Annotated in this window: 23 protein-coding genes and 1 pseudogene; 14 read left to right on the forward strand and 10 right to left on the reverse strand. The window is 64.9% G+C overall.

All coding sequences use genetic code 11. The features are described 5' to 3' along the window. Positions 1–70: 70 nt before the first annotated feature. On the reverse strand, positions 71–1,048 hold the full coding sequence (locus tag BLS74_RS11815) for a TRAP transporter substrate-binding protein (RefSeq protein WP_093106056.1): 978 nt from the start codon (positions 1,046–1,048) through the stop codon (positions 71–73). 32 nt (positions 1,049–1,080) lie between these two features. Next, a complete protein-coding gene (locus BLS74_RS11820) occupies positions 1,081–1,830 on the reverse strand; it encodes an SDR family NAD(P)-dependent oxidoreductase (protein ID WP_093106059.1) in 750 nt (249 codons plus the stop codon). A gap of 56 nt (positions 1,831–1,886) precedes the next feature. Between BLS74_RS11820 and BLS74_RS11825 the strand changes: the two genes are divergently transcribed. Next, positions 1,887–2,885 (forward strand): LysR substrate-binding domain-containing protein, encoded by a 999-nt coding sequence (locus BLS74_RS11825; protein ID WP_348272424.1) that lies wholly within the window; start codon positions 1,887–1,889, stop codon positions 2,883–2,885. A 121-nt stretch (positions 2,886–3,006) separates the two neighbouring features. On the opposite strand, the gene BLS74_RS11830 is transcribed toward BLS74_RS11825, so the two are convergent. Continuing rightward, the gene (locus BLS74_RS11830) at positions 3,007–4,647 is read right to left on the reverse strand and encodes an MFS transporter (RefSeq protein WP_348272425.1); all 1,641 of its coding nucleotides are present in this window, start codon (positions 4,645–4,647) and stop codon (positions 3,007–3,009) included. A gap of 82 nt (positions 4,648–4,729) precedes the next feature. After that, positions 4,730–4,999 carry a helix-turn-helix domain-containing protein gene (locus BLS74_RS11835; RefSeq protein ID WP_093106066.1) on the reverse strand — a complete coding sequence of 90 codons (270 nt, stop codon included), beginning with the start codon at positions 4,997–4,999 and terminating at the stop codon, positions 4,730–4,732. A gap of 269 nt (positions 5,000–5,268) precedes the next feature. Between BLS74_RS11835 and BLS74_RS11840 the strand changes: the two genes are divergently transcribed. Both BLS74_RS11840 and BLS74_RS11845 read left to right on the forward strand, forming a co-directional pair. Further along, positions 5,269–5,508, forward strand: a complete 240-nt coding sequence (locus BLS74_RS11840; RefSeq protein WP_093106069.1) for a hypothetical protein — start codon at positions 5,269–5,271, stop codon at positions 5,506–5,508. A gap of 118 nt (positions 5,509–5,626) precedes the next feature. Then, positions 5,627–6,661 carry an RNA methyltransferase gene (locus BLS74_RS11845; RefSeq protein WP_093106071.1) on the forward strand — a complete coding sequence of 345 codons (1,035 nt, stop codon included), beginning with the start codon at positions 5,627–5,629 and terminating at the stop codon, positions 6,659–6,661. Between the two features lie 53 nt (positions 6,662–6,714). Here the strand turns inward: BLS74_RS11845 and BLS74_RS11850 are convergent, their stop codons facing one another. After that, positions 6,715–7,650: a LysR substrate-binding domain-containing protein gene (locus BLS74_RS11850; protein ID WP_093106074.1), complete on the reverse strand. Its 936-nt coding sequence runs from the start codon at positions 7,648–7,650 to the stop codon at positions 6,715–6,717. 107 nt (positions 7,651–7,757) lie between these two features. Between BLS74_RS11850 and BLS74_RS11855 the strand changes: the two genes are divergently transcribed. Together BLS74_RS11855 and BLS74_RS11860 are read left to right on the forward strand one after the other, a co-directional pair. Beyond that, entirely contained in the window at positions 7,758–9,818 is a 2,061-nt protein-coding gene (locus BLS74_RS11855; protein ID WP_244503843.1) for an oxidoreductase, read from the forward strand. Positions 9,819–9,934: 116 nt separating this feature from the next. After that, positions 9,935–10,057: pseudogene (locus BLS74_RS11860) on the forward strand (transposase); the annotation flags it as partial. Positions 10,058–10,156: 99 nt separating this feature from the next. Here BLS74_RS11860 and BLS74_RS11865 read toward each other — a convergent pair. Together BLS74_RS11865 and BLS74_RS11870 are read right to left on the reverse strand one after the other, a co-directional pair. Next, entirely contained in the window at positions 10,157–10,462 is a 306-nt protein-coding gene (locus BLS74_RS11865; protein WP_093106076.1) for an NIPSNAP family protein, read from the reverse strand. A 148-nt stretch (positions 10,463–10,610) separates the two neighbouring features. Then, positions 10,611–11,495 (reverse strand): LysR substrate-binding domain-containing protein, encoded by an 885-nt coding sequence (locus BLS74_RS11870; RefSeq protein ID WP_093106079.1) that lies wholly within the window; start codon positions 11,493–11,495, stop codon positions 10,611–10,613. A gap of 70 nt (positions 11,496–11,565) precedes the next feature. Between BLS74_RS11870 and BLS74_RS11875 the strand changes: the two genes are divergently transcribed. From BLS74_RS11875 to BLS74_RS11895, 5 genes are read left to right on the forward strand one after another with little or no spacing between them, the layout of a single operon-like run. Continuing rightward, a complete protein-coding gene (locus BLS74_RS11875; RefSeq protein WP_093106081.1) occupies positions 11,566–12,405 on the forward strand; it encodes an amidohydrolase family protein in 840 nt (279 codons plus the stop codon). Further along, positions 12,402–13,202, forward strand: coding sequence for an SDR family NAD(P)-dependent oxidoreductase (locus tag BLS74_RS11880; protein WP_093106084.1), 801 nt, complete (start codon positions 12,402–12,404; stop codon positions 13,200–13,202). The genes BLS74_RS11875 and BLS74_RS11880 overlap by 4 nt, the downstream gene beginning before the upstream one ends. Positions 13,203–13,232: 30 nt before the next feature. Then, positions 13,233–14,192 (forward strand): Bug family tripartite tricarboxylate transporter substrate binding protein, encoded by a 960-nt coding sequence (locus BLS74_RS11885; protein WP_093106087.1) that lies wholly within the window; start codon positions 13,233–13,235, stop codon positions 14,190–14,192. Then, positions 14,192–14,719 carry a carboxymuconolactone decarboxylase family protein gene (locus BLS74_RS11890; protein WP_093106089.1) on the forward strand — a complete coding sequence of 176 codons (528 nt, stop codon included), beginning with the start codon at positions 14,192–14,194 and terminating at the stop codon, positions 14,717–14,719. The genes BLS74_RS11885 and BLS74_RS11890 overlap by 1 nt, the downstream gene beginning before the upstream one ends. Before the next feature lie 13 nt (positions 14,720–14,732). Continuing rightward, positions 14,733–15,317, forward strand: a complete 585-nt coding sequence (locus BLS74_RS11895) for a DUF4286 family protein (RefSeq protein ID WP_093106091.1) — start codon at positions 14,733–14,735, stop codon at positions 15,315–15,317. On the opposite strand, the gene BLS74_RS11900 is transcribed toward BLS74_RS11895, so the two are convergent. After that, on the reverse strand, positions 15,302–15,637 hold the full coding sequence (locus tag BLS74_RS11900; RefSeq protein ID WP_093106094.1) for a hypothetical protein: 336 nt from the start codon (positions 15,635–15,637) through the stop codon (positions 15,302–15,304). The genes BLS74_RS11895 and BLS74_RS11900 overlap by 16 nt on opposite strands. An 809-nt stretch (positions 15,638–16,446) precedes the next feature. Here BLS74_RS11900 and BLS74_RS11905 point away from each other — a divergent pair. Then, entirely contained in the window at positions 16,447–16,875 is a 429-nt protein-coding gene (locus BLS74_RS11905; RefSeq protein WP_093106098.1) for a hypothetical protein, read from the forward strand. A gap of 151 nt (positions 16,876–17,026) precedes the next feature. Next, the gene (locus tag BLS74_RS11910) at positions 17,027–17,233 is read left to right on the forward strand and encodes a hypothetical protein (protein ID WP_093106102.1); all 207 of its coding nucleotides are present in this window, start codon (positions 17,027–17,029) and stop codon (positions 17,231–17,233) included. 17 nt (positions 17,234–17,250) lie between these two features. Here the strand turns inward: BLS74_RS11910 and BLS74_RS11915 are convergent, their stop codons facing one another. Next, the gene (locus BLS74_RS11915; protein ID WP_170855580.1) at positions 17,251–17,538 is read right to left on the reverse strand and encodes an SDR family NAD(P)-dependent oxidoreductase; all 288 of its coding nucleotides are present in this window, start codon (positions 17,536–17,538) and stop codon (positions 17,251–17,253) included. 23 nt (positions 17,539–17,561) lie between these two features. On the opposite strand from BLS74_RS11915, the gene BLS74_RS11920 reads away from it, so the two are divergent. Further along, positions 17,562–18,002, forward strand: a complete 441-nt coding sequence (locus tag BLS74_RS11920) for a CBS domain-containing protein (RefSeq protein ID WP_093106108.1) — start codon at positions 17,562–17,564, stop codon at positions 18,000–18,002. Positions 18,003–18,024: 22 nt separating this feature from the next. Then, positions 18,025–18,651: a class I SAM-dependent methyltransferase gene (locus tag BLS74_RS11925; protein WP_093106111.1), complete on the forward strand. Its 627-nt coding sequence runs from the start codon at positions 18,025–18,027 to the stop codon at positions 18,649–18,651. Here BLS74_RS11925 and BLS74_RS11930 read toward each other — a convergent pair. After that, a complete protein-coding gene (locus BLS74_RS11930; RefSeq protein WP_093106113.1) occupies positions 18,648–19,664 on the reverse strand; it encodes a class I fructose-bisphosphate aldolase in 1,017 nt (338 codons plus the stop codon). The two genes, BLS74_RS11925 and BLS74_RS11930, sit on opposite strands and share 4 nt — an antisense overlap. Positions 19,665–19,740 lie beyond the last annotated feature (76 nt).

The following is a 19,740-nucleotide window of genomic DNA, read 5'->3' on the forward strand; positions in this document are numbered from 1 at the left end:
GGTTTTCGTGGACGACAGGCACCATCGCAGCGCCTTGCCTGGCGCCGCTTCATTCGCCTGCCTGGGTGGCTTATTGCGCTTGCTGGACCACGCGCTTGACGAAGTCGCCAGCCGGGCCTGCAGCCCACTTGGTGTAGACCGGCTTCGTCGCCTCGATGAAGGCCTTGCGGTCCACCGCGTCGATCTGCACGCCCTTGGACTTCAGTTCGGTGGCCAACTTCTCGTCGGCTTCCTTGGAGAGCTTGCGCTGCATCTGCGTCGCTTCGGCAGCGGCTTCCATGAAGACCTTCTGGTCCGCGGTGCTCAACTTCTCCCATGAACGCTTGCCCATCACGAAGGGATTGGCCTCGTACTTGTGGCCGGTGAGCGAAAGGTACTTCTGCACTTCGTACAGCTTGGCCGACGCGATGTTTGTCAGGGGGTTCTCCTGGCCGTCGACCACGCCCTGCTGGAGCGCCACGTACAGCTCGGAAAACTTGATCTGCTGCGGGTCCGCGCCGAGCGCCTGCATGATGTCCATGGTCATCGAATCGGGCGGGGTGCGGATCTTCAGGCCCTTGATGTCCGCCGGCGTCTTGATCGGCCGCTTGCTGTTGCTGACGTGGCGGATGCCGTTGTCCCAGAAGCCCAGCACGACCATGCCCTTGGCGGCCGTGCGCTTGGCCAGGTCCTCGCCGATCGGGCCGTCGAGCAGTTGCCAGGCCTTCTGGATGTCGGTGAACAGGAAGGGCAGGCCCAGCGCGGCATATTCGGGTACCACGTTGGCCATCGCACCCTGGCTGTTGGCCGACATGTCGAGCGTGCCCGAGCGTAGCGCAGTGATCATGGCGGCGTCGTCGCCAAGCTGCGCGGAATGGGCGACCTGGATGTCGAAGCGGCCGTTGGTCTTGGCCTTCACCGTCTCGGCGAACTTCACGGCCGCGTCGTGCCGCGGATTGCCCGGCGCCGCACCGTGGCCGAAGGTGAGCTTGATGGGCGCCTGCGCGAAGGCGAGGCTTCCGGTGGTGATCAGTGCGCCGACGAGAACGGCGATATTCCTGCGCTTCATGGTTTTGTCTCCGGTGTAGTAATGGGGATGGATCAGTGAATCAACATGCCGCCATTCACGTCGAGCGTGATGCCGGTGCAATAGCTCGACAGGTCGCTGGCGAGGAAGAGGCAGGCGCCGGCGACGTCCGCGGCGACGCCGATCCGGCCGAGCGGGATTTCGCCGGCGATCTGCGCCTTGCGCTCTTCGGTCAACTTGCCCTTGCTGATGTCGGTGCCGATCAGGCCGGGGGTGATCGAGTTGACGCGGATGCCATCCGCGCCGAGTTCGCGTGCCATCGCACGCGCCAGCCCGAGCACGCCGGCCTTGGCCGCCGAATAGTGCGGGCCGCCGAGAATGCCGCCGCCGCGCTGAGCGGAAACGGAAGAGATGCAGATGATCGAACCGCTGCCCTGGCGCTGCATGACGGGAATGGCAGCTTGGGAGAACAGCAGCGTGCCGCGCAGGCTGACGTCCATCACGGCGTCGTAGTCGGCGCCGCTGATGTCGATCGTCTTGCGCGGCTGGGTGATGCCGGCGTTGTTGACGAGGATGTCGATGCGCCCGAACCGATCGAGAACGCGTGCGACCGCGGCATCGACTTCCGACTTGATCGTCACGTTGGCAACCAGCCCCAGGTGCTCGTCGCCGAGCGTGGCGGCGACCTGCGCCGGCGCGGCGGCTTCGAGGTCAGTGATGACGACGCGGGCGCCCTGCGACGCGAGCAGGCGCGCAGTGGCGAATCCCAGGCCATTGAGGCCGGCGCCACCGGTGATGAGGGCGACGCGATCGGTAAGCAGCATGAATTGTCTCCGTGGTGAGTGATGTGCGAGTGGGGTAACTATGGACATCACCACGCATGAAGACAAACGACACTTCTTCAGCGATGAGTGAATTGCCGTCATACAGGGTTAACCCGATGCGATCGTCGTTTCCTCCTTTGAGTTGTCTTCTCGCCTTCGAGGCCGCAGCGCGTCGCACGAGCTTCAGCGCGGCGGCGCTCGAACTCCATCTGACGCCCTCGGCAGTGAGCCACCAGATCGCCAAGCTCGAACAGCTTCTCGACGTACGACTGTTCGAGCGCTCGGTGCGCAGCATTTCGCTGACCGATGCAGGCCGCGAATACATGGCTCGCGTGTCAGTCGCGCTGGACGCGATCAGCGCTGCAACGGACAACGTGCGCAAGGGAGTACGCAACGCTCTGCATGTGCACGCGGCACCGAGCTTCGCGAGTCTGTGGCTCATGCCCAGGCTCGCGGACTTCGCGCAGGCCCACCCGGGGATTGCGCTATCGCTGTCGTCTTCCGTCGTGCATTCGGACTTTTCGAGCGGACAGGTCGACATCGACATACGCTACGGCATTCCGAACTGGCCGCACCTCCATGTCCAGTCGGTGTTCGAGGAATGCATCCAGCCGATGGCGAGCCGCGATTTCATCGAGCGGCATCGACTCCGGACACCCGAGGACTTGCTGCACGTCCCGCTCATCCAGTCGGTGGTCAACGTCGTGCAGTGGGGGGACTGGTTCCGCAGCCGCAAGATCGAATTCTCGGCGGGGCAGTTCGCCTACCGCTTCGATCGCACTTCCATGGCGCTGGATGCCGCGGTGCAGGGGCTTGGTGTGGCGTTGGACAGCTCGTCGATCGCGGCAGGCCACCTTCATCAGGGCCGCTTGGTGAAGGTCTTCGACCCGCGCTGGTGCTTGAAGGTGCAGGCCCATTTCCTGGTGTGCCCTTCCCGTCACCTGCAGCGCAAGGAAGTGGCCAGCTTCATGGAATGGCTGCAGGAAAACGCATCCGACCCGGAGGAGGGCGCGCTTGGCGGCCCAAAGGCGGCTGGGTACCGTCCTTCACGATGATGGGAGAGCCGTCGTACCGGCCGCCGAACATCACACCTGGAATGTTGAATTCCAGTCGAGCGTGGGCTTGCCTTCGTCAACGTCCGCTCCCGCTGCGAGCCAGCCGCTCGCGAATACGATTTCACCGCTCAGCGATGTAGTGCTGGGTCGTCACCGCCTCGCCGTCGCGCAGGAACATCCGTACACGAGCCTCCACCTCCTGGTCGGCCAGCGTGGCCCGGGCGCGCTGGTGCAGGTAGTCGGCCCAGGAGGCGACGATGAATCGCTCGACATAGCGCGACGGATCGCCGAGGTCGCGATAGACGCGCCATAGGGTGGCGCCGTCGCGGCGCCGCGAGGCGCGCAGCTGGGTCACGGCGTTCAAGAACTCCTCGGCTTCGCCGGCGCGGATGCGATAGCCGATCTCCACCGACACCGGGCCATCGTCCGGGAGAGGCTGATCCTTGACGAAAAGATCCTCCCAGAGCGCGACGGGCGTGATCTCCGGCGAAGCGCCCATCCGCAGCGGCAGCCAGCGGGAGAGAAAGATGCCTGCTGCCATGGCGAGGGCTGCGATGCTCAAGGCGATCGCCAGCCCCAGGATGCCTGAAACCGCGCCCCAGAATGCCGAGCCGATGGCGAACGAGCCCAGCGCGCTGACCGTGTGCAGTGCCACCGCGCGCGAACGGACCCACGGCGGCGCGCTCGACTGCGTGGCGGTGTTGAAGGTGGCCATGACCGCCATCCAGGCGGCGCCGCCGATGGCAAGTGCCACGAATACCACGGTGGGAATGCGCACGAACGCAGCGATGAGCATCACGGCTGCGAAGACCATACACCCCAGGGCGACGAGGCGCTCGAGCCCCAGGCGCGCACGCAACTTGCCCAGCACCAGGCCTGCAGCAACCGCGCCTGTGCCCAGGCATCCCATGAGGAAGCCGAATCCGGCGGCGCCCAACTTCAGTTGTTGCGCCGCGATGGCCGGCAACAGCGCCCACAGCGCCGAGCCCGCGCCGCTGTAGGCGACGGTGCGCAGCAACTGAGCCAGGATCGTCGGCGAGTGCCTTGCGTAGCGCAGACCCGCGACGGTGCCGCTCCAGAGGCGCTCCGCCGGCAGGGGCGACTGGGCGTGCGGGGCAGGGGGCCAGCGCCGCACCGCTTGCATCATCACCAGTGCGCTCACCACCGCGACCACGAACACCCAGCCCGCACCGAGCCATGCGAATATGAAGCCCGCGACCGACGGCCCCAATGCCCGCGCGCTGTTCCAGGCGATCGACATCGCCGTGATGGCCTGCGGCATGTCCTCGCGTGGCACTGTGTCCGCGACGCTGGTGTTCCAGGCTGGTGACAGCAGCGCCGTGCAGCAGCCGGCGGCAAAGGTGAACAGCAGCAAGGTCGCCGGTCCCGCCCACCCTCCCAATGCGAGCAGGGACAGGACAACGACGACGGCCACCTGAACGGCCAGCGCATTCAGGATCAGCCGCCGCCGGTCCGTGGTGTCGGCCAGCACGCCGGCCGGCAGTGCCAGCAGGAACATTGGCAGGAACACGGCGGTCTGCACCAACGCTGCGAGGAAAGAGGAGCCCGTGAGCTCCACCATGAGCCATGAAGCCGCCATGACCTGCATGGCGTTTCCGGTGAAATAGATCGCGCTGCCGGTCCACAGGCCCCGGAATGCGGGCAGACGCAACGGGGACCAAAGGGAGTGGGATGCGGAGGACATCGAAGGAAGCTTTGCCTGATTATGGTCGGGGCGTTCGCACGTCTTCCATGGGGGCAACTGGCGCGCTGCGAGGTTGAGGGCCGCGAGAGAGGCCCCATAGACAGACGTTACGTACCCTGCGCTCAGCAGTCGGAACAACTCAGGATGCGAGCTGGCCGCTGTCTGGCGGCTGCAACTTCGTTGCGATGCCGTAGAGCGCAAGCATGCCCAGCACGTGCCCGATCGCGACGCCTGGTTCACCTGATTCAATCCGGGCGATCGTCTGGACGTGCACGCCCAATCGGGCGGCAGCGGCGGCTTGGCCGTCGCCGGCACTGGTGCGGGCCAGCTTGGCCGCGGCACCCATGTCCTTGATCGCCTGCAGGGCGTCGCCACCAATGTCTGCCGAGATGCGCTTGCCTTGGGCCATCCGCGGATTGTCGCTGCACAATCGAACTCCCGGTCCAGGTGTGGCCAGCTGGTCACCATGAAGAACCTTCGACTTTCGCTTCTTCGTTGTGCAGACTTGCCAGGGCCATGGCGTCGAGCAACAAGCGTCCGGCCAGGGAGACGTTGGGAACTTGGGCTCAGTTAGAAAGCCTAAGGGAGATACCGTTCTCCAAGGTCGACCACCGACCTTCTTGCCCTGACTGGAAACAGCCAGGGCTTTTTCGTTTCAACGGTGGGTCAGAGTAGGTCTTGGCCGCCGCGGCCGTGACCTTGCTGCTTTACACGGCAGCGACAGTGGGCTTGCCTGCGACCGCCCTCGGCGCGCTTGTTCTCTTTCTCCTGGCGGCAGCGGGGGGTGCCGTCCTCAACCTGAACTACCACCGGAAGCAGTTGCCGCTGCCGAAGTGGCTTGTCATCGTCCATGGGCTGGCTGCCGTGGCCGGATTCCTATTGCTGCTGAGCGCGACGTGGGCGACCCGCGCCGCATGAACCCCACTCGAGCTGCCGTGCACAATCTGTCGCATGTCGACCATCACTCTGTACGTCCTGGACGCCAGCACGACTGGATCACTGATGTGTCCAGGAGTCCATTTGCCCTAGGCAGTGCATGCGAATCCACGAACTAAAACGGCGACTGCGGGAAGCCGGAGCGGGCCCCATCCACGAGCACCGGATCTTGCGGCTGTGGTCCCATGCTCTACCCCGAAACAGCGGCAAGCGTCGACCAGAGAGCTTTTTTCCGTCGTCGCTGCTGGCTGCCCTGCCGTCCATTGAAGCTGAGCTTGCGGGACTGGCGCGCATCCACGCGGTCCATCCCGGCGCCGATGGTTCCGAGCGGCTGCTCGTTGCCCTCGCGGACGGTCAGACCGTGGAGAGTGTGTTGCTGCCTCGGGACGGTCTGTGCATTTCGTCGCAGGTCGGGTGCGCCGTCGGGTGCCAGTTCTGCATGACGGGCCGCGAGGGATTGCTGCGCCAACTGGGAAGCGCCGAAATCATTGCCCAGGTCGCCCTCGCGCGGCTGCGCCGGCCGGTACGCAAGGTCGTGTTCATGGGCATGGGCGAACCGGCCCATAACCTGGACAACGTGATGGAGGCGATCGACCTGCTCGGCACGGCGGGCAACATCGGCCACAAGAACCTGGTGTTCTCCACCGTGGGCGATCCACGCGTGTTCGAGAGGCTGCACCAGGGAAGCGTCAGACCTGCGCTGGCACTCTCGTTGCACACGACCAAGGCTGAGCTGCGCAGAAAGCTCCTTCCGCGCGCGCCGAACATGACTCCCGAGGAACTGGTCACCGCATCCGACCGCTATGCCCGGGCCACCGGCTACCCGATTCAATACCAGTGGACGCTGCTGGAAGGTGTGAACGACGGGGAAGAGGAGATTGAAGGCATCGTCAGACTGCTCTCCGGCAGGTACGGCGTGCTGAACATGATCCCCTTCAATGCGGTGGATGGCGTGGCGTTCAGTCGACCGTCGTGGGAGCGCTGCGAACAGATTGCTCGCACGCTGCGCCAGCGGGGCATTCTGACGAAGCTGCGCTATTCGGCCGGCCAGGATGTCGACGGCGGGTGCGGTCAGCTGAGGGCGCGCGCAGCCGAAGTACAGGTGCCGCTTCGAAGGGCCGAAGACTGGCGTTAGGTCACATTCGACACCTGCTGGCAGGCAGCAGTGGGGGGCGATGTACACGTCGGTCAAGTGTCCCGGAACAATGCGTACTGCTGCGTGATGGTCGCAACGTCTTCGCGCATTTCGCTGACGAGCCAATCCAGCACGCGGCGCACTTCTTGTCGAATCGACCCGGGCCTTGCCACCAGCCGGTACTCCTTTTCGGTGCGGATCAGGCGGCTGGAGGCCGGCACCAGAAGGCCCTCGCGCAGCGCACCGGATACCGCCGACACCCAACCGAGCGCAATCCCTTGACCGAGCAAGGCGGCCTGCAGCACGAGTGCCGAATCGGAGAAGCTGAGGGAGTTGCCGGGGCGCCGGCAGTCCAGGCCGGTGCGAGCCCCGTATTCTTCCCAATCCATGGTTGTCGTGGTCAGATGGATCAGGGTGTGCTGGCTCACATCGGCAGATTCACCGACGGCACCCACCCGATGCAGGTATTCCGGGCTGCAGACCGGGAGCACCACTTCCGGAAAGAACTCCCAGCTCTGCCACTTCCTCGTGGGGTCGTACAAGCGCAGTCCCAGGTCCACCTCGTCGACATCGCCACGGAGAACGCCGCTGATCACCTCGAAGCGCAGGTTGATGTGCGGGACGGCCTGTTGAAAACGTGCGTAGCGCGGCATCAACCAGTGGGAGATGAACGCGCTCGACAACGACAGCGTGACGGTGCCCCGATCTGCACGGCGGCGCCTGATCTCGCGCAGCGCCGTCTCCATCTGGCTGAAGCCGGCCGACACCGCCGAATGCAAGACCTCACCTTCTTCAGTGAGTTGAACGCCCAGCCGAGAGCGCGTGAACAAACGGATGCCCAAGGTGTCTTCGAGCCGGCTCACCATGCGACTGACCGCCACGGGCGTCACGTGGAGCTCGGAGGCGGCGAGCGTGAAGTTCGCACAGCGTGCGGCGGCTTCAAACACGCGCAAGGCATTGGCGGAGCGTATCGTCTGCTGCGCTTCCATAACATCATGTTAGCGATCTCTGCCTAAGATGTAAATGGATCGGCCTCGTGTTCGATTACACAATGTCTATGCAGGCCGGACTCAACCGAGCGCGATAAGGAGAGGATGTGCAGCTGTTTGCCCACTCCGTTGATGATGAGAAATCGGTGCGGCGACAGGACCCGCTGCTGACCCCGTTCGCCATCAAGAGGGTCATCCTCAAGAACCGCATCATCAGCACCAGCCACGCCAGCGGCCTGACGGAGGGTGACTTTCCCCAGGAACGCTATCAGCGGTACCACGAAGAAAAAGCCATTGGCGGGATCGCGATGAGCATGTTCGGCGGCTCGTCCAACGTCGGCATCGACAGCCCGAGTGTCTTCCGGCAGATCAACATGGGCGTCGACGAGGTGGTTCCCCATCTCCAGCAGTTTTCCGCGCGGATGCACGCCCATGGCACGGCACTCATGTGCCAGCTCACTCACATGGGCCGACGCGGGAGCCCGTATGAAGGCGCCTGGTTGCCGGCCATCGCGCCATCTGCCAGGCGCGAAACATTGCATCGCAGCATTCCGCGTGAAATGACGGAGCGGGACATCCACCGGGTGATCCGCTATTTCGGGCAGGCGGCATCGCGCTGCCGGCAGGCAGGCCTGGACGGGCTGGAAACGCTGGCGGGCGGCCATCTGCTTGGGCAGTTCCTGAGCCCATCGGTCAACGTGCGAACCGACAGATACGGCGGTTCGCTGGAAAACCGCTGCCGGTTCATCCTGAGGGTGCACGAGGAGATCCGAAAACAGGTCGGCGAGGATTTCGTCGTCGGGATCCGCTATGCCATCGAGGACGGACTGGATTTCGAGGAGAGCGTTCGCGCCGCCGGCATTCTCGAACGCTCCGGGCTCTTCGATTTCTTCAATGTGGTCTACGGGCGCATGGACACTGCCCAAGCCCTGATCACCGACAACATGCCGACCATGTCGATGCCCTCGTCGCCCTGGCTGCAAAAGGCGGCCGCGTTCAAGAAGGAGGTGAGGCTGCCGGTCTTTCATGCGGCCAAGATCGCCGATCTGGCCACCGCGCGCTATGCGATCAGCGAAGGTCTGCTCGACCTGGTTGGGATGACGCGCGCCCACATGGCCGACCCGCACCTGGTTCGAAAGCTGATGGAAGGCCGGGAGCACGAAGTGCGCCCCTGTGTGGGTGCCTCGTTCTGCCGCAGTCATGAGACCGCATGCATCCACAACCCGTCCACGGGGCGGGAGACCTGGCTGCCTCACGAAGTCGATCGCTCGCCCGGTCCATGCAGGAAAGTGGTTGTCGTGGGCGCGGGTCCCGCGGGACTGGAGGCGGCCCGGGTGGCCGCACTGCGCGGACACGAGGTCGTCCTGCTCGAGGCCGGATCGCGGCCTGGCGGCCAGGTGCTGCTGGCGGCGCTTGCGTCATGGCGCAAGGACATCCTCGGCGTGATCCAGTGGCGGGTGGACGCCCTGACTCGCCTCGGCGTGGACATCAGACTCAACAGCTACGCGGACGCTGCCGATGTTACCGGGCTGGAGCCCGACACCGTGATTGTCGCGACGGGAGGCATCCCGTGGCTCGATGAACTTGAGGGCCATGAGCACTGTCTTTCGGTGGTGGACGCGCTGACCCAGCAGCCACCTTCCGGCGGCGAGGTACTGGTCTATGACGGGACCGGACGCCACAACGCCTATGTTTGCGCCGAACGCCATGCGCTCGCCGGCCGTCAGGTGACCCTGGTCACCCTGGATGGCCAGCTCGGCATGGAACTGGGCGGACGAGGAGACGACATCGTGTGGCGCCGCAAGCTGACCGAGCTGGGCGTTCATGTCCGCCACGATCTCAGGCTGATCAGTGTGTCGGCCGTATCGGGTCGGCGCCGCGCAGCATTCGTGCACGAGTTGACCGGCGCAACCATTGCGCTCGAGGCGGACCACGTGGTGGTGGAACTGGGTGTGCTCCCAGTGTGCGATGTCTACGATGACCTGAAGCCCGCATCGGTCAACGATGGGGAGCTGGATCTGGACAAGTTCGCCAAGGGTGTTCCGCAGGCTTGGCCCGCGGCCGGACCCGGCAAGCGCTTCGAGCTCTATCGGATCGGCGATGCGCATGCTTCGCGCGACATCCACGCCTCCATCTACGAGGCATTCCGCTTGTGCCGGCTCTCTTGATTCGCAACCCCGCCTCTCGAGGAGATCACCATGAACCTCGCGGTGCTGATGGATTTGCGCTTTCGGACACGTGGGGACCACAAGTCGCCTTGCTGGGCGAAACGATAGGTTGAGTGGAATGGGTCGTCCATGCGAAGCGCCCCTTCGCCGGACCCGAGGCGGTGCTGGCCTACCTGTCTCGCTACACCCATCGCGTGGCGATCTCCAACAGTCGCCTGATCGCGTTGGATGAACGCGGTGCCTATCGTGGATTCAAATGGAAGGGCAAAAGTGGTTGCTTAACGAATGAGTCCAGCGGAAGCCAAAGGCGGTCCACTGCAACGCTTGGTTAGGCCGATTCATTTGAATACAGGCCTGAAAAAGCTGCGTTCATAGCTGAGGATGCAGCGAGTGTCCTGCGCATACTTGAACGCAGCTTGGCACTCTGGGTCTGTGGCAGACAACGCGCGATATTCCTCGTATGCCGCAAGACTTGGGAACGTGAACATGGCCAGCGCAATGTTGTTCGCGCCTTCCGAGGGCAAGAAGTAGCCATGGTGCTGCCCTCCAAACTTTTCGACGAGAGGAATCCAGATCTTTCCGTAGTGCTCGAACTCCTTGAGCTTGAACGGATCGATGACATAGCGCAGGTAGCAGGTGACCATGGTAGTTCCGAGATGCTTAACGTTTGACATGAGGGCTGGCCAGGCCAGTCCGTTCTGTCTGCTTGCGGGCAAACTTTAGCCGACCGCGAGCGGCTGCTAGCGGCCCTGCCGCCGCTTCATTTGCTTTGGCGCCAAAGTGAGATGGCGTTTAGCGACGCCGGAAGTCCAGCTCTTGCAGGATTTGTGCAGTACCCCGGATCAGACGCGTTGCCGGACGTGCCATCGGTGTCGCAAGCACCAGCACATTCCAGATGCTGGGCGGCCCGATCGGTGCGCGTGGCAGGGCTTCGTCGCCGGTCGCGCCCAGGGCGCTCTCCGGAAGGATCGTGCATCCGATCCCGGTCGCCACGAGCGCGAGCACGGTGTGGACGGCTCCCACCTCTGCGAGCACCTGGAGTTCAATGTGACGCGGCGCCAGGACGGAGTCGAGCAAGTGGCGAATCGCATTTGGCGCACTCGGCAGCACCATGGGGTAGTTCGCAAGCGCCGACAATCCGACACGGGCTGGTAGCTTGCTCTTCGGCGGCGCCACCAGCAGCAGCTTTTCCCGCATCAGAGGCTGAAAGGCCAGCTGGGGAGAGGCTGCAGGATCGAAGAGCAGCGCCAGATCCAGCCGTCCCGCGATCAGGGATTCGCGCAGTGCGACGCTCAGGCCTTCGAGGACCGTGATGACGGCGCGCGGAAACTTTTCCCTGAACCGCTGGATGAGGGCCGTGCTCAAGCCCAGCGCCACCCGCGGCGGCATGCCGACCACGATCCGCCCGCCGGGACTTTCGTCCATCTCTCGCAATTCGTCCCGGGCGCGACGGGAGATCTCCAGCATCGCGCGCGCATGAACGAGCAGGGCTTCCCCTGCGTCCGTCGTGGTCACGCCGCGTCCGGTTCTCACCAGCAACCGTTGCTCGAGATCCGCCTCCAGCAAGGCGATCTGCCTGCTCAGACTGGGTTGCGCCAGATCCAGCGCCACGGCACCGCGACTGAAGCTTCCCGCATCGACCACGGTGACGAAGTACAGGAGTTGTCGCAATTCCATAGCCAATAAGCATAGCTGATATAGGAAGGATGTCATTACGGAGGACAGCTGCAATGGGGACACTGCCTTCATGACCTCAACCCTTCCCCCGGGGGCCTGCAACGCCCACTGCCATGTGTTCGGGCCCGGCATGCGCTTCCCGTACGCCCCTGACGCCACCTTCGTTCCCCAAGCAGATGCGCCGAAGGAGGCCCTGTACGCGTTGAACGACCGACTCGGCTTGCAACGCTGCGTGGTCGTGCAGTCGGCCTGCCATGGCTTCGACAACCGCGCCACCGAGGACGCCGTCGCGCCGCGGCCCTCGAGCTACCGCGCGATCGCCCTGCTGCCGACCGACGTCGGCGACGCAGAACTCAAGCGGCTCGACGCCGCGGGCTTCCGTGGCGTCCGCTTCAACTTCATGGGCCACCTCGGCCGGCACGCACCCATCGAGGAGGTCCTGTCGTTGGCGGGCCGCTTCGCGCCGCTCGGCTGGCATCTGCAGATTCACGGCGATCCCGCGCTGCTCACGGACCTGGCGCCCGCGCTGCGTCGCTCGCCCACGACAGTGGTGATCGACCACATCGGTCGCATCGATGCAGCGCTGGGTCTTGACCAGCCGGACTTCCAGGCGCTGCTCCGGCTGATGGCGGACGAACGCTTCTGGGTCAAGGTGAGCGCAATGGACCGCATCACGCGGCTGGGCCCGCCCTACACCGACGCCCAACCCTTCGCTCGAACGCTGGTCGCCGAGTTCGGCGACCGGGTCGTATGGGGCAACGACTGGCCCCACCCGAACCACGCCGGACCCGTACCCGACGAGCAGCAGCTCGTCGACCTCATTGCCGAGATGGCACCCACGGAATCCGCGCGCCATGCGCTGCTGGTCGGCAACCCGGAGCGCCTTTATCAATTTGGAGACAGGACATGAGCCTGCGATTCGAGAACAAGGTAGCCATCGTGACCGGCGCCGGTTGCGTCGGCGCTGGCTGGGGGAATGGCCGCGCCATCGCCGTGCGCCTCGCCGAGGAGGGCGCCAGGGTCTTGGCGGTCGATCGCGATGGCGCCCGACTCGACGAGACACTCGAGCTGGCCGGTGCCGCCCGCGCGTCGATCACGCCGTGGGTCTGCGACGTCACGAACAGCGAGAGCGTGGCGGCCATGGCGGCTGCCTGCCTGAACGCCTACGGGACGATCGACATCCTCGTCAACAACGTGGGGGGGTCCGCGGCGGGCGGGCCGGTGGAGCTGGCCGAAGAGACATGGGATTTGCAGATCGACATCAACCTCAAGAGCGTGTTTCTGACCTGCAAGCATGTGCTTCCCACGATGCTGGCGAAGGGCGGGGGTTCAATCGTCAACATCTCTTCGACATCGGGCCTGCGCTGGACCGGCAGTGCGCAGGTGGCGTACGCCGCGACCAAGGCTGGCGTCATCCAGATGTCGCGCGTGATCGCGGTCCAGCACGCGGCCAAGGGGGTCAGGGTCAATAGCGTCGTGCCGGGACAGCTGCACACGCCGATGGTCGAAACACGCCTGGCGAAGCAGCGCGCGGGCGGCGACGTCGACGCACTGCTGGCCCAGCGCCAGAAACGCATTCCACTCGGTTTCATGGGCGACGGCCGCGACACGGCGAGCGCGGTGCTGTTCCTGGCCAGCGACGAGGCGCGGTTCATCACCGGCACCGAACTGATCGTCGACGGCGGCATGACCGCGCGCTGCGACTGAGATTCGAGTTATTGCAAGACGGGGACATTCATGACCATTCAACGCATCCTGCTCACGGCCGCGTTCGCCATCGCGCTGATGCCCGCAGTCCACGCACAGCCGAAGACGACGCGGATCGTCGTTTCCTTCACCTCCGGGGGACCTGTCGACTCGGTCGCCCGGACCCTGTCCGAGCAGCTCGGCAAGGAGCTGGGCCGCACGGTCATCGTCGACAACAAGCCGGGCGCCAACGGCGCGATCGGTGCCGTCGATGTCATGAAGTCGGCCCCGGACGGCGGCACGCTATGGTTCACCAGCGTCGGCGCGGCTGCGATCAATTCTTCGCTGTATGAGAAGCTCCCCTACGACATGCAGCGTGACTTCGCGCCGGTCTCGCTGGTCGTCAACAACGTCGAGTTGCTGGTGACCCAGCAGACCAGCCCGGCCAAGGATGCGGTCGACTTCGTGGCGGCGACGAAGAAGCGCGCCGAGCCAACGCCGATGGGCTCCTCCGGCACAGGAAGCATTCCGCATCTGGCGATCGAGCAGTTGGCCGATTCGAGCGGCGCCAAGCTGCTTCATGTCCCCTACAAAGGCGCAGCGCCGGCCATCACGGACCTGATGGGAGGCCAGATCAGCGGATTCTTCGGTGATGTGCCCGGGTTGCTCGGGCACCTGCAAGGTGGACGGCTCAAGGCGCTGGGCGTGGCGTCGAGCAAGCGACATCCTTCGCTGCCGGACGTGAAGACGCTGGAAGAGCAAGGCATCAAGGGCGTCGACACCAACAACTGGTACGCGCTGTTTGCGCCTGCCAAGACGCCGCCCGAGATCATCGAGGCGCTCAACAGGGCGGTGCGCAACACATTGGCCAACCCAGGCGTGCGCGAGAAGTTGTTGAAGACGGGCACCGAGCCTGCCGGATCCACGCCCCTGGAACTGGCGACCATCCAGAAGCGGGACGCCGAGAAGTGGGCGAAGCTGATCCGCGCCAAGAACATCAAGGCCGAGTGATGACGACTGCCCGTATCCGCGTACCCCTCGTGCAGCCCGGCACACGCCCCGAGCTGGCCGAAGTCGAGTCCCGCATCATGGCGCAGCGCGGCCGCGTGTCGCTGCTCTACCAGGTGCTCCTCAACAGCGGGCCGATCGCCTCAGGCTGGGAGCGCATGCTCACGGCGGTTCGCAACCAGACCGGCGTACCCGCCGATCTTCGCGAGCTGATGATCCTTCGGGTCGCTGTCCTCAACGGCGCCGGATTCGAGTACGACGCGCACGTGCCGCATGCGCAGAAGGCCGGCGTCGGCGCCGAGAAGATCGACGCCGTCCGGCAGGACGGATTGTCCGACGTGTTTGCGCCGCTGGAGCGCCTGGTGCTGGAGCTGACCGATGCCATGACCCGTCAGGTCGTGGTTCCGGAAGAGCTCATGGATCGGATCCAGCAGCACTTCGACCCCAAGGGCGTGGTGGAAGTCGTGGCGACCGTGGCGGCCTACAACATGGTGTCGCGCCTGCTGGTTGCCCTGAACGTTGCACATTGACGGGGAGCCGCGAATGCAAGATTTATGGCTTCTCAAGTACGACGCATCCGTGGTCGATCAGCCGTTCGCGCCGGTCCACGCGCTGCCGCCTGAAGTTCAGACGTGGCACGCGATGGATGGCCCTTTGATCTACTTCTACGGATCGGGGAGTGCGTCGCCGACACTCACCCCAGGTGGTGCCAGCGAATGGAGACGGCTCGCCTGCCTGCAAGAGGTGCGGGGTGCCTCTGCCGGCCAAGTCGCCTCGCACCACTACGTTGTGGAGACGGACGTGCTTCCCGAGTTCGAGGACGACCTCAATGCCTGGTACGCGCAGGAACATCTGCCCGGACTGGCTGCCGTGCCAGGGACCGTCCGAGCGGCCCGGTATATCGACGCCGCAGGCTCGCCGCGCTATTACGCCTGCTACGACCTCGCGGGCGCTGAAACCTTGGGCAGCCCCGAGTGGCTGGCCGTGCGTGCGACGCCCTGGAGCTCGCGGGTTCGACCCGCGTTCCGGAACACAAGGCGAACCATGTTTCGCCGGGCGGCGGCAGCGCAGGCCCCCTCGCGGCCCGCTTTGCATTTCTGCGCCATGCCCCGTCAAAGTGAGCCGTAGGCGCTGTCGGCAAGCAACGGACGAGGGGCTTTCCGCGACTCCTGGCGAAGACTCGTCACCCAAAGTCGAGCATGGCGTTGCTCGCGGCTTTCGAAGCGTTCGGTGAAGCGACGGATGGCGGGGCGCTCGATCGCAGCGATCGTCATCCAGTCGGTGGTTCCGAAAGACTGCGATTCGCTGCATCGCTCAACCAGGGCAGGGCGCAGCGCCAGGATTGATTCGGCAGGAATGTTGGGGTCAGCGTCCAGTATCCGCAATGCGATCTTTGCTGCCTTGGGGCTGAGCGTTTGTACCTTGCGAAGATGAAAATCCGAGTCCATCGCGTGGCTCCTTAATGGCTTTGGCGTACAGCGGCGTATCAATATACAAGAAGTGGTTAAGAAATGTGAATATTTCACACGCCTGCGGCCGAGTCGGTTGGCGCTGGGGCAAAAAAAGGCCCGCCGAAGCGGGCCAAGGTCAGCCCTTCACAGATGAAAGGAGGGTTTGGAGGAACCAGGGCTGACAGGTGTCAATGTAGGCCCCGAGTTGGGAGTAATTTGGGAGTAGTTTGGGAGAAAGGCCAAGGGCCAGATGTCGCTTTTGCAGGCACAGCATCGTGACGCCCGCGTGGCAACGGTCTGCAGCGATGCGCACATCCTTTTCCACAGTCTTGTCCACTGCCGCGGTGGAGAATCTTCCACTCGGTGTTGACGCAACCATCACAACGCGCGGCAAAGTTGTACACATTTTGTAGTACATGCGGCGTGTGCGCGCACGGTCCGAGCGGCGGCCTGTTCTCAGGGCATGAAAAAGCCCGCGCGGAGGCGGGCTTTGGATGTTGGCCGTGGGCACTTACGCGGCCCACGTTACGGCACATTCACATGCAGGAGTCACCGTTTGTTTTTTTCGTCGTGGTGGCTCTGGTTCGACGTGCCGCCGTGAGATTCGGCGTTGCCTGCGCAGGCGATCCCGAAAGAGGCCAGGGCGTTTCGGGGAGGCGGGATTCTAGCAGAGCCGCCGCGCGATGCCGGCGACTATCGCGATATTGTGATTCGACACAGTCCGGCGGTTGGTGCTTACTTTGTCTGACAGCACCCGCCTCGCCACCTCGCACCATCGAGCTTCCGTCGAGCCCGGAGAGCGCGCAATGGATTCGCCCGTGGTGGTGCGCAAGAGGTACCAGCGATTTTTCGCCTGGACGTTCGTGTTCGCGACGATGCTGGCGCTTGGCATGTTCTGGATAGAGCTTGCCTTTCCGCCCCCGCCTGTTCCGGCCGCTGTTCCGGCGGGGACCGTGAATCCCAGCGCTTTCGACCTGCACGACCTGCAACTGCTGGTGGTGGTTGCCGCGCTGGTGGCGGCGCTCGCGTCCTTCGCGGGCCTCGTCATCGCGACGCCGCTGGCTTGGCTCGAAATTCGAAGAGAGCGCACGCGGGCCGCAATCGAGTCCGCGCTGAAGCGGCAGGACCGGATCGACAGGCTGGCCGCGGCGCGCGTCGCCAATTGGCCGGGTGGCAGGGCCTCCCGGACCGTCGGCCACTTGCACGACCTTCACGGCCACCTCTCCGGCAGATGAAGGGCGGCTCTCCAATTAGTCACATCTTCCGACTTGGCGTTCGAGCCGCGTTCCGCTATTGTTGCGCCTCGCCAGGGAGATCCCAGTCCCGCAGCCCGCCTCACCGGGTTGTCGTGTACGCAAGCGTCGAAAAGCCAGGACGGAGATACACATGCGATTCCCCTATCTGGGCGCGGCACGCGTCAAGTACCTGCTCTCCATGTTCGAGCACCGTCGTCTGATGAGTCGGAGCCCCGGATGGCCGGCGGTGCCGATGGCTGATTTCGCAGACACGCGGAAGGCCGGCGAGCCGGTCGACTGGCTCATCGAAACACGGCCCGCGACCAAGGACGCCGGATCGTTCCAGGGGTTGCGTTAGCCGCCTCGGCTCTTCCTTCAAACCACCATCGGCGTCGCAGCGCCATCCATCGGGCCGAGCTCCGCTTCCGCAGCGTCGAGCATGGCCAGCGCGGCGCCTGCGTCGCTCAGATTCGCGCTGTGGCCGCGAACCTCGGTGTGCCCTTCCGTTCGCAGCTGGGCCACCGCGTCGTCCAGATGGGCCGCGGTGCGGCCGACCAGGCTGACCTTCGCACCCTCGCGCAGGAACTCGCGCGCGCAGGCCAGGCCGATGCCGCGGCCGCCGCCCGTGCATTGATTTCGAGCTTGGAGTAGTCTGAGGCGCAACGCCCTCTGCGGAGAAATGACCTATGAAGACCGTGGCAGAAATCCTCAAGGAAAAAGGCGACCGGACGGTTCACACCATCGAACCCACGGCCTCGGTGTTCGAAGCCGTCGAGCGGATGGCGCAGAAGAACATCGGGGCGCTGCTGGTCCTGGAGCAGGGCCGCATCGTCGGCATGCTGACCGAGCGCGACTATGCACGCAAGGTCGTGCTGATGGCGCGCTCGTCCAAGGACACGCCGCTGCGCGAGATCATGACGACCTCGGTCATCTACGTGCGCCCCGACCAGACCAGCGAGGAGTGCATGGCCCTGATGACCCAGAGCCGTGTGCGCCACCTGCCGGTCATCGACGAGGGCAAGCTTGCCGGCCTGATCTCGATCGGCGACCTGGTGAAGGGCATCATCTCGGAGCAGAAGTTCATCATCGAACAGCTGCAGCACTACATCACCGGGGAGCGCGCCTGATCTCCGGCCGCGTTGCGACGCTGTGACCCTGACGGCCGAAGACCTCGAACGGATCGCCGCGTCGACGCTCTCGCACTACGACCGGCGGGCCGAAGATTTCTGGGCCGCCACGCGCGATCACGACGTGAGCCAGAACATCGCGGCGCTGCTCGGGGCGATCGAGGCGCCGCCGCCGTTCGAGATACTCGACTTCGGCTGCGGGCCTGGGCGCGATCTGCTGGCCTTCAAGCGGCTCGGGCATCTCGCGACCGGGCTGGAGGGAGCGCCGCGGTTGGCGGAGATGGCGCGCGCCTACAGCGGCTGCGAGGTGCTGCAGCAGAATTTTCTTGCGCTGGATTTGCCGCCAGGCCGCTTCGACGGCGTGTTCGCGAATGCAGCGCTGTTCCATGTCCCCACGCAGGAGTTGCCGCGCGTGCTGCGGGAGTTGCACGCGACGCTGAAGCCGGGCGGCGTGCTGTTCAGCTCGAACCCGCGCGGCGTTGGCGAGGAAGGCTGGAGCGGTGCGCGCTACAGCGCCTTTCATGATCTGGAGGCGTGGCGTAGCCACATGTCGGTCGCCGGATTCGCCGAAGTCGCTCACTACTACCGTCCCGCCGGCCTGCCGCTCGAACAGCAGCCGTGGCTGGCGAGCGTTTGGCGCAAGCCCTAGTCGGTGCTTTCCATCGAAGCGCTGTACTTTCCCATGGATGCCGCGGCGTTCAATCGCGCGCGCTTCTGCAGCGCATCCTGAGCCCGGCGTTCGTTGGCCGGCTGTCCTTGCCAGGCCTGCATCGCGGTGTCCTGCAATGCACGTCCGTATGAGAAGCTCAGATGCCAAGGCTGGGCGCCCATGCGGTTCATCGCGTCCAGGTTGGCCGTCGCTTCGGCCGGCGACTGGCCCCCGGAAAGAAAGTTGATGCCCGGCACAGCCGCCGGCACCGTGCGCCGCAGGACGCGCAGCGTCTCGGCCGCAACTTCATCCGGCGCAGCCTGCTGCGCATGGGCCTTGCCCGGCACCACCATGCTCGGCTTCAGCAGCATGTGCTCGAGCGCCACCCGGTGGCGGTAGAGCGCGTGGAAGACCTCGAGCAGCACGGCCTGCGTAACCTCGGCGCAGCGCGCCAGCGTGTGATCGCCGTCGATCAGCACTTCGGGTTCGACGATCGGGACCACGTCCTGGGCCTGGCAGATCGCCGCGTAGCGCGCGAGCGCTTCGGCATTGGCCTCGATCGCCGCCCGGCTCGGCAGCACGTCGGAGACGTTGTAGACCGCGCGCCATTTGGCGAAGCGCGCGCCGTGCTGCTTGTAGCCGTCGAGGCGCTGCGCGAGCCCGTCCAGGCCCTGCGTGATCTCGTCGCCCGGCGCCAGCGCCAATGGAATCTTGCCGGCATCGACCTTGATGCCCGGCACGATCCCTTGCCGGGCGGCCAGCTGCGCCAGCGCTTCGCCTTCGCCGCTGCGCTGGGTCAGCGTCTCTTCGTAGAGGATGACGCCGCTGATGTACTGGCCCAGCCCCGGCGCCGCCAGGATCAGGCTGCGCCAGGCGCGCCGGTTCTCCTCCGTCGACTCGACGCCGATCGCCTTGAAGCGCTTGGCGATCGTCGGCCCGCTTTCGTCGGCGGCAAGAATGCCCTTGCCCTTCTGAACCAGCGCGTCCACAGTGGCTTGAAGTTCGGTGCTCATGGCGTGGCCCTCCGTTCGAGTTTTCCAGTCTCCAACGCCGGCCGCGGCAGCGCAAGTCATTCTTTTGCCCGCATTG

Origin of the sequence: Variovorax sp. CF079, from assembly GCF_900101545.1 — a bacterium.
In the GTDB taxonomy this organism is placed as follows: domain Bacteria; phylum Pseudomonadota; class Gammaproteobacteria; order Burkholderiales; family Burkholderiaceae_C; genus Variovorax.

Coding starts and splice junctions, on each gene's coding strand:
- BLS74_RS11815 (WP_093106056.1), bottom strand. CDS start 1,048: ATGAAGCGCAGGAATATCGCCGTTCTCGTCGGCGCACTGATCACCACC.
- BLS74_RS11820 (WP_093106059.1), bottom strand. CDS start 1,830: ATGCTGCTTACCGATCGCGTCGCCCTCATCACCGGTGGCGCCGGCCTC.
- BLS74_RS11825 (WP_348272424.1), top strand. CDS start 1,887: ATGAAGACAAACGACACTTCTTCAGCGATGAGTGAATTGCCGTCATAC.
- BLS74_RS11835 (WP_093106066.1), bottom strand. CDS start 4,999: ATGGCCCAAGGCAAGCGCATCTCGGCAGACATTGGTGGCGACGCCCTG.
- BLS74_RS11845 (WP_093106071.1), top strand. CDS start 5,627: ATGCGAATCCACGAACTAAAACGGCGACTGCGGGAAGCCGGAGCGGGC.
- BLS74_RS11850 (WP_093106074.1), bottom strand. CDS start 7,650: ATGGAAGCGCAGCAGACGATACGCTCCGCCAATGCCTTGCGCGTGTTT.
- BLS74_RS11865 (WP_093106076.1), bottom strand. CDS start 10,462: ATGGTCACCTGCTACCTGCGCTATGTCATCGATCCGTTCAAGCTCAAG.
- BLS74_RS11870 (WP_093106079.1), bottom strand. CDS start 11,495: ATGGAATTGCGACAACTCCTGTACTTCGTCACCGTGGTCGATGCGGGA.
- BLS74_RS11875 (WP_093106081.1), top strand. CDS start 11,566: ATGACCTCAACCCTTCCCCCGGGGGCCTGCAACGCCCACTGCCATGTG.
- BLS74_RS11880 (WP_093106084.1), top strand. CDS start 12,402: ATGAGCCTGCGATTCGAGAACAAGGTAGCCATCGTGACCGGCGCCGGT.
- BLS74_RS11885 (WP_093106087.1), top strand. CDS start 13,233: ATGACCATTCAACGCATCCTGCTCACGGCCGCGTTCGCCATCGCGCTG.
- BLS74_RS11890 (WP_093106089.1), top strand. CDS start 14,192: ATGACGACTGCCCGTATCCGCGTACCCCTCGTGCAGCCCGGCACACGC.
- BLS74_RS11895 (WP_093106091.1), top strand. CDS start 14,733: ATGCAAGATTTATGGCTTCTCAAGTACGACGCATCCGTGGTCGATCAG.
- BLS74_RS11900 (WP_093106094.1), bottom strand. CDS start 15,637: ATGGACTCGGATTTTCATCTTCGCAAGGTACAAACGCTCAGCCCCAAG.
- BLS74_RS11905 (WP_093106098.1), top strand. CDS start 16,447: ATGGATTCGCCCGTGGTGGTGCGCAAGAGGTACCAGCGATTTTTCGCC.
- BLS74_RS11910 (WP_093106102.1), top strand. CDS start 17,027: ATGCGATTCCCCTATCTGGGCGCGGCACGCGTCAAGTACCTGCTCTCC.
- BLS74_RS11920 (WP_093106108.1), top strand. CDS start 17,562: ATGAAGACCGTGGCAGAAATCCTCAAGGAAAAAGGCGACCGGACGGTT.
- BLS74_RS11930 (WP_093106113.1), bottom strand. CDS start 19,664: ATGAGCACCGAACTTCAAGCCACTGTGGACGCGCTGGTTCAGAAGGGC.